Origin of the sequence: Aromatoleum tolulyticum (assembly GCF_900156155.1) — a bacterium.
GTDB lineage: Bacteria > Pseudomonadota > Gammaproteobacteria > Burkholderiales > Rhodocyclaceae > Aromatoleum > Aromatoleum tolulyticum.
On the sequence record NZ_FTMD01000007.1, the window covers coordinates 256,679 to 266,951 of the forward strand.

The 10,273-nt window shown below is 65.5% G+C and carries 9 protein-coding genes; 8 read left to right on the forward strand and 1 reads right to left on the reverse strand.

Features of this window, described 5'->3' with window-relative positions; all coding sequences use genetic code 11:
* Positions 1 to 14: 14 nt before the first annotated feature.
* The 8 genes from BW991_RS12785 to BW991_RS12810 all read left to right on the forward strand — a co-directional run bounded on the left by BW991_RS12785 (position 15) and on the right by BW991_RS12810 (position 9,826).
* Positions 15 to 1,931, forward strand: coding sequence for a hydrogenase maturation protein (locus BW991_RS12785; RefSeq protein WP_076602496.1), 1,917 nt, complete (start codon positions 15 to 17; stop codon positions 1,929 to 1,931).
* Positions 1,928 to 3,373 carry a sigma-54-dependent transcriptional regulator gene (locus tag BW991_RS12790; protein ID WP_076602497.1) on the forward strand — a complete coding sequence of 482 codons (1,446 nt, stop codon included), beginning with the start codon at positions 1,928 to 1,930 and terminating at the stop codon, positions 3,371 to 3,373. Before BW991_RS12785 ends, BW991_RS12790 begins: the two co-directional genes overlap by 4 nt.
* Positions 3,374 to 3,643: 270 nt before the next feature.
* On the forward strand, positions 3,644 to 4,639 hold the full coding sequence (locus tag BW991_RS12795) for an NADH-quinone oxidoreductase subunit B family protein (RefSeq protein WP_076602498.1): 996 nt from the start codon (positions 3,644 to 3,646) through the stop codon (positions 4,637 to 4,639).
* Positions 4,636 to 6,090, forward strand: a complete 1,455-nt coding sequence (locus BW991_RS12800) for a nickel-dependent hydrogenase large subunit (RefSeq protein WP_076602499.1) — start codon at positions 4,636 to 4,638, stop codon at positions 6,088 to 6,090. Before BW991_RS12795 ends, BW991_RS12800 begins: the two co-directional genes overlap by 4 nt.
* Positions 6,091 to 6,324: 234 nt before the next feature.
* Complete coding sequence (locus tag BW991_RS12805) at positions 6,325 to 7,128, forward strand: TIGR04255 family protein (protein WP_076602500.1); 804 nt, start codon at positions 6,325 to 6,327, stop codon at positions 7,126 to 7,128.
* A 5-nt stretch (positions 7,129 to 7,133) separates the two neighbouring features.
* Positions 7,134 to 7,691, forward strand: coding sequence for a hypothetical protein (locus tag BW991_RS23680; protein WP_139335930.1), 558 nt, complete (start codon positions 7,134 to 7,136; stop codon positions 7,689 to 7,691).
* A 6-nt stretch (positions 7,692 to 7,697) separates the two neighbouring features.
* Positions 7,698 to 8,300 (forward strand): hypothetical protein, encoded by a 603-nt coding sequence (locus BW991_RS23685; RefSeq protein WP_212566892.1) that lies wholly within the window; start codon positions 7,698 to 7,700, stop codon positions 8,298 to 8,300.
* Positions 8,301 to 8,476: 176 nt separating this feature from the next.
* Entirely contained in the window at positions 8,477 to 9,826 is a 1,350-nt protein-coding gene (locus tag BW991_RS12810) for a sensor histidine kinase (RefSeq protein ID WP_076602501.1), read from the forward strand.
* Positions 9,827 to 9,954: 128 nt separating this feature from the next.
* On the opposite strand, the gene BW991_RS23880 is transcribed toward BW991_RS12810, so the two are convergent.
* The coding region (locus BW991_RS23880) for a hypothetical protein (protein WP_170879096.1) at positions 9,955 to 10,273 on the reverse strand (319 nt) is incomplete at its 5' end.

The following is a 10,273-nucleotide window of genomic DNA, read 5'->3' on the forward strand; positions in this document are numbered from 1 at the left end:
TTCCGAGTTCTCCAATGCGCATCCTGCTTCTGACCCACAGCTTCAACAGCCTCACGCAGCGGCTTTTCGCCGAACTCACGGCCGACGGACACGAGCTATCGGTCGAATTCGACATCGCCGACCGTGTCGCCGAGGAAGCCGTCGCGCTGTTCCGCCCCGACCTGATCCTCGCCCCCTTCCTCAAGCGTGCTGTCCCCGAATCCATCTGGTCGCACCACCTCACGCTGATCGTGCATCCCGGCATCGTCGGCGACCGCGGCCCGTCTGCGCTCGACTGGGCGATCACGAACGACGAGACGGAGTGGGGCGTCACCGTGCTGCAGGCCGAAGCGGCGATGGACGCCGGCCCGGTGTGGGCAAGCGTCCGCTTCCGGATGCGCGAGGCCACGAAAGCGAGCCTCTACCGCAACGAAGTCACGGCCGCCGCGCTACAGGCGGTCAGATCCGCCATCCAGGCCGTCCCGCGCTGGCGCGAAGGGCAATGGACGCCAACACCGCTCGCGCACATCCTCGAACACGCAGCCAGCGCCACAAATCAAAACGCCGAACACAACGCAAGCTCGTCCAGCCCCGCACACGGCAGCCCCCTTCGGGCGGTGTTTCGTGCCGAGGCGTCCGCCACGCGTCCAACGAGGCGCGAGACAGCGCCCGGAGGGGGCGGTTTAGCAGCACCACAGCTCACTGTCGGCATCGAACGCCCGCTACTGAAACAGTCCGACCGAAAAATCGACTGGACGCACGACAGTACAGCGACGATCCTGCAAAAACTCCGCGCCGCCGACGGCTTCCCCGGCGTCGCCGACGCCTTGTTCGACACGCCCTGCCATCTCTTCGACGCCCATCCCGCGACCGCCGACGAAGCCCGTCCGGCAACACCCGGCGTAGCTATAGCCCGCCGCGACGGCGCCATCCTCCGCACAACGGTCGACGGCGCCGTGTGGATCGGACACGTCAAACGCGCCGACAGCGACCACCCCTTCAAGCTCCCCGCGACTGCCGCCTTCGCCGCCGAAGCGGCCGAACTCCCCGAACTTCAGGTCCCGCTGCACCGGGAGGCAAGCGACGCCCGCTGGAGCGAACTCCGCTACCGCGAAAGCCCCGACGGCACGACCGGCTTCCTCGCCTTCGACTTCTACAACGGCGCGATGGCCACCGACCAGTGCCAACGCCTCACCGCCGCGATTCGATTCGCCCGTTCCCGCCCCACCCGCGTCCTCGTCCTCGAAGGCGGGCGCGACTTCTGGTCCAACGGCATCCACCTCAACCGCATCGAAGCCGCCGCCTCGCCCGCCGACGAATCCTGGGCCAACATCAACGCGATGAACGACGTCTGCCTCGCGCTGCTGACGCTCACCGACCGCCTCACGGTCGCCGCGCTGCGCGGCAATGCCGGGGCAGGGGGCTGCTTCCTCGCGCTCGCCGCGGATCTCGTTTGGGCGCGCGACGGCATCGTCATGAACCCGCATTACAAGAACATGGGCAACCTGTTCGGCTCCGAATACTGGACCTACCTGCTGCCGCGCCGCGTCGGCATTGACGCCGCCCGCCGCATCATGGGCAACCGCCTGCCGCTCCTCGCGCGCGCCGCCCGCGCCGCGGGCCTCGTCGACGCGACCTTCAGCGCCGATCTGGCGACCTTCGAAACCGAAGTCGCCCGCCACGCCGCCGCGCTCGCGGCCGACCCGACGCTCGCCGAGCGCATCGCTGCAAAGACCGCCTGTCGCGCCACCGACGAAGCCCAAAAGCCGCTCGCCGCCTACCGCGAAGAGGAACTCGCCGCGATGCGCCGCAACTTCTACGGCTTCGACCCCAGCTACCACGTCGCGCGCTACCATTTCGTGATGAAGAGCCCGCAATCCTGGACCCCGCGCCACCTCGCCCGCCACCGCGACCTCGGCTGGCGCGTGCCGGGGGAGGTCGAAGCGGCATGACGCCCACCCTGCCCACAGTCCTCATCGTCGACGACGAGATCCGCTCGCAGGAAGCCCTGCGCCGCACCCTCGACGAGGACTTCGAAGTCTTCACCGCCTCGTCCGCCGCCGACGCCCTCGCGATCCTCGAACGCGAATTCATCCAGATCGTCCTCTCCGACCAGCGCATGCCCGGCACTTCCGGCGTGCAGCTGCTGCGCGAAGTGCGCGAGCGCTGGCCCGACGCGGTGCGCATCATCATCTCCGGCTACACAGACTCCGAAGACATCATCGCCGGCATCAACGACGGCGGCATCTACCAGTACCTGCTCAAGCCCTGGCAGCCCGAACAACTCCTGCTCACGCTGCGCGGCGCGGCCGAGATGCACCGCCTGCAGCGCGAGAACCAGCGCCTGTCGCTCGACCTCAAGGTCGCCAGCCCCGTGCTGCGCCAGCGCGTCGCCGGCAAGAAGGAAGCCTCGCGCCGCCGCTTCGGCGCCGACGCCCTGCTGCGCGCCCCCGACTCGCCGATGAACGCGCTGTGCGCCCTCGTCGCCAAGGTCGCCGACTTCGACATCCCGGTGCTGCTGACCGGCGAATCCGGCACCGGCAAGGAACTCCTCGCGCGCGCGCTGCACTACGGCAGCGGCCGCAGCGAGCAGGCCTTCGTCGTCGAGAACTGCGGCGCCGTGCCCGACACGTTGCTCGAATCCGAGCTCTTCGGCGCCCGTCGCGGCGCCTTCACCGGCGCGCATGAAGACCGCGAAGGCCTGTTCCGCCAAGCCGACAACGGCTCCATCCTGCTCGACGAGATCGGCGAAACCTCCGCCGCCTTCCAGGTGAAACTGCTGCGCGTGCTGCAGGAAGGCGAGGTCCGCCCGGTCGGCGCCGCGCGCCCGGTTGCCGTCGACGTGCGCGTGATCGCAGCGACCAACCGCGACCTCGAAGCCGACGTGCGCGAAGGGCGCTTCCGCGAAGACCTCTACTACCGCCTCGCCGCGATCACCATCGCCGTGCCGCCGCTGCGCGACCGGCGCATGGACATCCCGCTGATCGCGCAGCAATACGTCGACAGCGCGCAGCAATCCCTCGGCCGGACCTTCGACCCCTTGGGCGCCGACGTCCTCGCCTGCCTGCAGGCCTACCGCTGGCCCGGCAACGTGCGCGAACTGCGCAACGAAGTCCTGCGCATGATCGCGCTCTCCGACGGTCCCCGGCTCGCCGCCGCCCACCTCTCGCCGCGCGTGCTGCGCGCCGCCGAGGACCACCAGGAACCAGAACTCCAGCTGCTGGCCGGTCTCGACGGCGACCTCAAGACCCGCCTCGAAGCGCTCGAAGCCCGCATCGTGAAGGAAAGCCTGATCCGCCACCGCTGGAACAAGACGCGCGCGGCCGCGGAACTGGGCCTTTCGCGCGTCGGGCTGCGCAGCAAGCTCGCGCGATATGGATTGGAGACAGGCTGAGATGCCGAACCGCAGGGCGGGAGCAGCGCAGCGTATCCCGCCAATCCAAGCGTCCGACTTCGCCCTGCCGCAGCATGGCGGGATACGCGTTGCTCCTCCCGCCCTACAAAAGCCCTGCAGCGGCGCCCACCCACGCCCCTCCCGAATGGCGCGGCCCAGCCCCCGACCGGGCGTATTCCGTGCCGAGGCGTCCGCCACGCGCCAACGAGGCGCGGAATACACCCCGGCGGGGGCGGTCTTGACGGATTACACGCCAACCGGAGCCAAGCCATGAACCTCCTCTGGCTCCAATCCGGCGGCTGTGGCGGCTGCACGATGTCCCTGCTGTGCCACGATGCCCGCGACCTCGTCGCGATGCTGCGCGACGCCGGCATCAATATCCTGTGGCATCCGGCGTTGTCCGAACAGACCGGTGCCGAAGTCATCGCGCTGCTCGAATCGTGCGTGCGCGGCGACACCCCCGTCGAGCTCCTGTGCATCGAGGGCTCCATGCTGCGCGGCCCCCAAGGCACCGGCCGCTTCCACATGCTCGCCGGTACCGGTCGCCCGATGATCGCCTGGGTTCGCGACCTCGCCGCCCGCGCCCGTCACACCCTCGCGATCGGCAGTTGCGCCGCCTGGGGCGGCATCACCGCCGGCGGCACGAATCCCGCCGACGCCTGCGGCCTGCAATACGACGGCGACACCCCCGGCGGCCTGCTCGGCGCGGAATACCGCGCGGCGGGTGGCCTCCCGGTGATCAACGTCGCCGGCTGCCCGACCCACCCCGCCTGGGTCGTCGAAACCCTGCTCGGCCTCGCTCTCGGCGAACTCGGCGCCGACGGCGTCGACGCACTCGCCCGTCCGCGCTTCTACGCCGACCACCTCGTGCACCACGGCTGCAGCCGCAACGAGTTCTACGAGTTCAAGGCTAGCGCCGAGAAGGCCTCCGACCTCGGCTGCCTGATGGAAAACCTCGGCTGCATGGGCACGCAGGCGCACGCCGACTGCAACGTCCGCCCGTGGAACGGCGGCGGCTCGTGCATCACCGGTGGTTACGCGTGCATCGCCTGCACCGAGCCCGGCTTCGAAGAACCCGGCCACCCCTTCGCGACGACCCCCAAGGTCGCCGGCATCCCCATCGGCCTGCCCTCCGACATGCCCAAGGCCTGGTTCGTCGCGCTCGCCGCGCTGTCGAAGTCCGCGACGCCGAAGCGCGTGCGTGACAATTCGCGCGTCGACCACCCGGTCGTCGCCCCGCCGATCCGCGGGAAGCGTGCCAAATGACCCGTCTCGTCGTCGGCCCCTTCAACCGCGTCGAAGGCGACCTCGAAGTCACGCTCGACGTTCGTGACGGCCGCGTTGCGGCCGCGCAGGTGAACTCGCCGCTGTTCCGCGGCTTCGAACAGATCCTGCTGGGCAAGGACCCGCGCGACGCACTCGTGTTCGTGCCGCGCATCTGCGGCATCTGCTCGGTGTCGCAATCGGCCGCCGCGGCGCGCGCGCTCGGCGACGCGATGGGCCTCGTGCCGCCCCCCAACGGCGAGCTCGCCGCGAACCTCATCCTCGCCAACGAAAACCTCGCCGACCACTTCACCCACTTCTACCTCTTCTTCATGCCGGATTTTGCGCGCGACGCCTATGCCGGCCACCCCTGGTTCGACGCCGCGCGCGCGCGCTTCAAGGCCGTCGAGGGCTCCGCGACTGCCGATGCGCTGCCCGCGCGCGCCGCCTTCCTGCAGATTCTCGGTATCCTCGCCGGCAAATGGCCGCACAGCCTCACGCTGCAGCCCGGCGGCTCCGCGCGCGCCATCGGCGCGTCCGAGAAGATCCGCGTGCACGCGCTGCTGCGCCAGTTCCGCGGTTGGCTCGAACGCCATCTCTTCGGAGACAGCCTGGAGGCGATCGCCGCGCTCGATTCCGTCGCCGCGCTCGAAGCCTGGAAGGCGGACAGGGCGCCCGCATCGAGCGACTTCCGCCTGTTCCTCGAGCTCGCCGACGTTCTCGCGCTCGACCGCCTCGGCCGCGCGACCGACCGCTTCCTCAGCTACGGCAACTACCCGACGGCCGGCGAGCCGCTCTTCGCGCGCGGCGTGTGGCATGCCCCAACGGAGACGCTCGCCTCCGTCCCCCACACCGATATCGCCGAAGACGCGAGCCACGCCTGGATGGCCGACGCCCACCCGCTGCACCCGTGGCAGGGCGACACCCGCGTCGACATCGAGCGCCCCGGCGCCTACAGCTGGTGCAAGGCGCCGCGCCTCGCGGGCGAAGTCGTCGAATGCGGCGCGCTCGCGCGCCAGGTCGTCGACGGCCAGCCGCTGATCCGCGACCTCGTCGCCGCGAGCGGCGGCAACGTCGCCAACCGCGTCATCGCGCGCGTGCTCGAATTCGCCCGCGTCGTCCCGGCGATGGAGCGCTGGGTGCGCGCGATCGAGCCGGGCGAAGCCTTCTGCCACCACGGCCCGATGCCCGACGAGGCGCAGGGCCTCGGCATGGTCGAAGCCGCACGCGGCGCGCTCGGCCACTGGCTCGTGATCCGCCAGGGCCGCATCGCCAACTACCAGGTCGTCGCCCCGACCACGTGGAACTTCTCGCCGCGCGACGCCGCCGGCACCCCCGGCGCCCTCGAACAGGCGCTCGTCGGCACGCCGGTCGGGGACGGCGAGCAGGTACCGCTCGCCGTCCAGCACGTCGTGCGCTCCTTCGATCCGTGCATGGTGTGCACGGTGCATTGATAAAAAATTCGCGTAATTTCAATTGGTTGTGTCGCGCGGTGCGAAGCTTTCTCAAAACTCCTTCGACACGAATGCAACTAAGAGGGGCGAGATTGGATTGGATGTTCGAAGCGATGCGAGCAGTTCGTCGTACCGTGCGTGCGACAAGTTCGGCTAACATGCGTGAAGTTGCTGACGTTTCATTGCAGCACATGGAGTGTGAGTGCTACGAGACAATGCTAAACTGTTACTGTCATGAGTCTTGATCTACTCTATCCTCACGCGGGCGATCACTCCATCCAGAACGCCGTTCTGGCTATTGAGTGGGCCCAGGAAATCGAGATCGCTGCACTTCAGGTAGTGCGGGATGCGGCTAAAGCCGTCCTGAAAACCTACCCCAAGGTCGAAACTCAGCAGACGTTGCGTGTGAACCTCCAACCCGGTCCTGGCAGCGTCCCCTCCGCCGAGTCCGAGATCGGTGGCTATTCCTATTCTCGGTTTTCTAATTCTGGCGAGCTTGAGCAACAGGTCCAGCTTAATCGCCAGAGTTGTCTCATGGTGGTGGCGGATTACAAGCGTTGGCGCGTGCTCATTGATGACGCCCAAAACTTGTTTGCCGCGATTCTTCCTGCGCTTCCGAATTCTGTTTTGATCACTGCTGTGGGACTGCAGTATGTGGATCGATTCGTGTGGCGAGGTAATCCCGCTGAGCTGAAATTGGACGAGGTTTTTAGGGCGGAATCTCCTTTTATTGCCCGGCATTCGCTTCAGTGCACGCAAACGTGGCATTCTCATCACGGATTTTTTGAGAGATCGGAACGGCCAATTAGGCATAACCGCCTTGATAACATCAACGTTAATATCGTTGACGAGCCGAAGGGGCGTGCGATTCAGATTTTGACGTCTCACCGTGCTCTGCCCGAGCCGGCAATATCGGCAAATGGGGCATTGCAGTCGGTTATTGAGCTACAAAACGAACTTCATTGTCTTAGTAAAGAGGTTTTTAAGAATCTGCTAACAGAGCCGCTCCTTGCGAAGATCAAATTGAAGGGTAGTTGACTACTATGTTTGAGCCCGTCACCACAAGTCTCATATATGCTGCAGCAATGGTGCACATCGCAACCGCTCGCCCAGCATGGGAGCCCCGTGTTGGCAATGCGCCCGAGATCGTGCTGCAGAAAGGTAATTTCACTGCACGCGATGCTGAGGCTGAAGGTATTTACAAAGTCGACAACACTAGATTCCCTAGTGCAATCGATCGGATAATTTCCGAGCTAGATTACTACGCGTCCTTCCAAGACGATTGGGATGGGGAGGGGGCTTGTTCACCTTCACGCGCCTGTGTGCATGATTCAAAAGAATTCATCAATGCATTTCCTGCAGGACTAGCGCTGCCGACCCCGACTATTTCGTCGGAAGGTGAGATTGGATTTTATTGGAGCTCAACGGCGGGGTACATCGATCTTCGTATTGAGGGGGGCGGTCGGATTTCGCTTTATACCCGAGACCGTCGCACCGGGAGAGATGCCTTCGAGGACGCAATTGATTGGCGTGCAAAAGGCCGTGGCTGGTACGTGTGGATGTTGAGCGTGCTCAGCGACCAGGAAGAGCTTGCTGCGTAAAAACAATTGCTGTCGAATCCTTGCAAAGAATTCTTTGAACGGCCGCGGGAACCAAAGGAATTAGGACCTCAACTTCGCGAGGTGCCGGTCGACACTGTCCTTGAGTGGGAAGCGTTGCCTGCCGCCGAGATGTCGCCTGGGCCTGTTCAGGATTCAGAGCGTTTGTATCGGCAGCTTCTTGATCCTGTGCATTGGAATGCGGGCGCTGGGGAACTCAAGCCTGACGCGTTCTGTGACGTCGAGAGAATTGGCCTGTCCGTAAATCGCATAGAGCACTCTTCACTTGATGCACTCGAGGCTGCCGCAGAGACAAGAGTTTCTAATTGGAATCGCGATAACCCCAATAAACCGGCGCGCAAGTTTATTGGTTTCGCCGTCTTTGAGTGTGGCGACGTGCGCGCCCAGCTATGTACTCCGGAAGGTGCATCCAGCTCAACGCGGCTATTCGCGGTGTTCGACACAGCCAGGCAGAACGACGAATCGCATGCCGACGTCTGTCGTGTCGATGGTGGTGGATACGACAAATATCACAAGGTGCGTGCGAAGGCAATTTTGTGGGAGCTCGGCAATAGGGCGCTTGAGTTGAAGCGTGAAAACAGCTGCTCTTGAGTCGGCGCCCTAATTCAAGCTCGTTCAGACTGTATTCGTCTCGATCCACTCGGCCCCGCGCACGTCGCGATAGATCGCGGTAATGTCCGGCGGCTTGTGTCCGAGCAGGGCTTGCGCAAACCAGTGTTGGGTAGCTCTTGCATGTCTGCACGATCCATTGAGCCAAGACAACCGAGATGAGCGACCAACGCCCTCCTGCCAAGACCCCCGGCCAGACGGGCCACCCCGGCGAACTGATCGCCGTCGACGAAGACATGTGGATGGACGTCATCCACAAGATGGACGAGGTCTACTCCGACCTGCTGCAGTACGAAGTCGCGCTCGAGGAGAAGAACGCCAAGCTCGAGGAGTCGCAGCAGTTCATCCTGTCGGTGCTGACCTCGATGTCCGACATCATGGTCGTATGCGACCGCAACGGCCTGATCGAGGACGTCAACCTCTCGCTGGTCGACTTCTGCGGCCGGGACGCCGCCGAACTGCGCGGTCGCGCGATCTACGAACTCTTCGCCGACGAGTTGCCGCACGACCTCGCGCGCGAACTCCTCGGCAGTTTCGGCCAGCAGGCGGTGCACGACCGCGAACTGCCGCTGCGCGCGCGCGACGGCAGCGTCGTGCCGGTGTCGCTCAATTGCACGCCGCGCTTCAGCGCCGTCGGCAAGTCGCTCGGCATGGTCATTACCGGCCGACCGGTCGGCGAACTGCGCAAGGCCTATCACGCGCTGCGCCAGGCCCACGAGGACCTCAAGCGCACCCAGCAACAGCTCCTGCACTCCGAGAAGATGGCCTCGCTCGGGCGCCTCGTCGCCGGCGTCGCGCACGAGCTCAACAACCCGATCAGCTTCGTGCTGGGCAATGTGCACGCGCTCAAGCGCTACGCCGAACGCCTCCAGCGCTACCTCGCCGCCGTGCACGGCGGCGAATCGCCCGACGCGCTTGCCGACCTGCGCGCCGAGCTGCGCATCGACCGCATCCTCGGGGATCTCCCGCCGCTCATCGAAGGCACGATAGAAGGCGCCGAGCGCACGCGCGACATCGTCGACGGCCTCAAGCGCTTCTCCGCGATCGACCGCGACGAAAACCGCCCCTTCGACCTGCGCGACGTCGTCGAACGCGCCGTGCGCTGGGTGTGCAAGGCCGCACGCGACAGCTTCCATGTCGACGTCGACCTGCCCGACCCGCTGCCGCTCACCGGCTCATCCGGCCAGATGCAGCAGATCGTCATGAACCTCGTGCAGAACGCCTGCGACGCCACCGCCGGCCGCCCCGATCCGCGCCTCGAGATCCGCGCCGAGCTCGACAACGGCGGCGTCCGCATCCTCTTCCACGACAACGGCCCTGGCCTCGCCCCCGACATCCTCGAGCGCATCTTCGACCCCTTCTTCACGACCAAGCCGGTCGGCATGGGCACGGGCCTCGGCCTCGCGATCAGCTACGGCATCGTCGAGCGCCACGGCGGGCGGCTGACGGCGGCGAACCATGCGGAGGGTGGCGCGGTGTTCGTGGTGGAGATGCCGCTGACAACCTGAACTCGAGCGCCATTCCGCTCGGGATCCCATTCGCGCTGCGACCATTTGTCGCGTTCGCACTCAGGGAGGCGACGCACATCTTGCGCGTTGCTGCGCCCGGTATGACCTGCCACCGATGCCCGGGAAGTTCATTCATCGTCCGGACGGGCCGGAGGATTGAGTGAGGAATCACAGGTGAAGCGTTCTTGGCCCGAAGGGGTTTTCACCTCCGGGACTGTGGCTAGGTTCTCCCAGTCGTAGAGGCCGTTCTTGTCGTCTGCTAAGGCTGTTCCGACGGGTCTTTGGTTCGGAGTGCCGTCCAGCCGGTACCGGTAATAGTGGTGTCGATGAGCGGGGATGACGTAGATCAGGCCGTCGGCGGTGACGCGCACTTCCGTACCTTGAATTTTATCTCGTGCGGAGGAGTCGTTGGTGCCCCACGGGTCGTCACTATATTTCTCGGAGGTA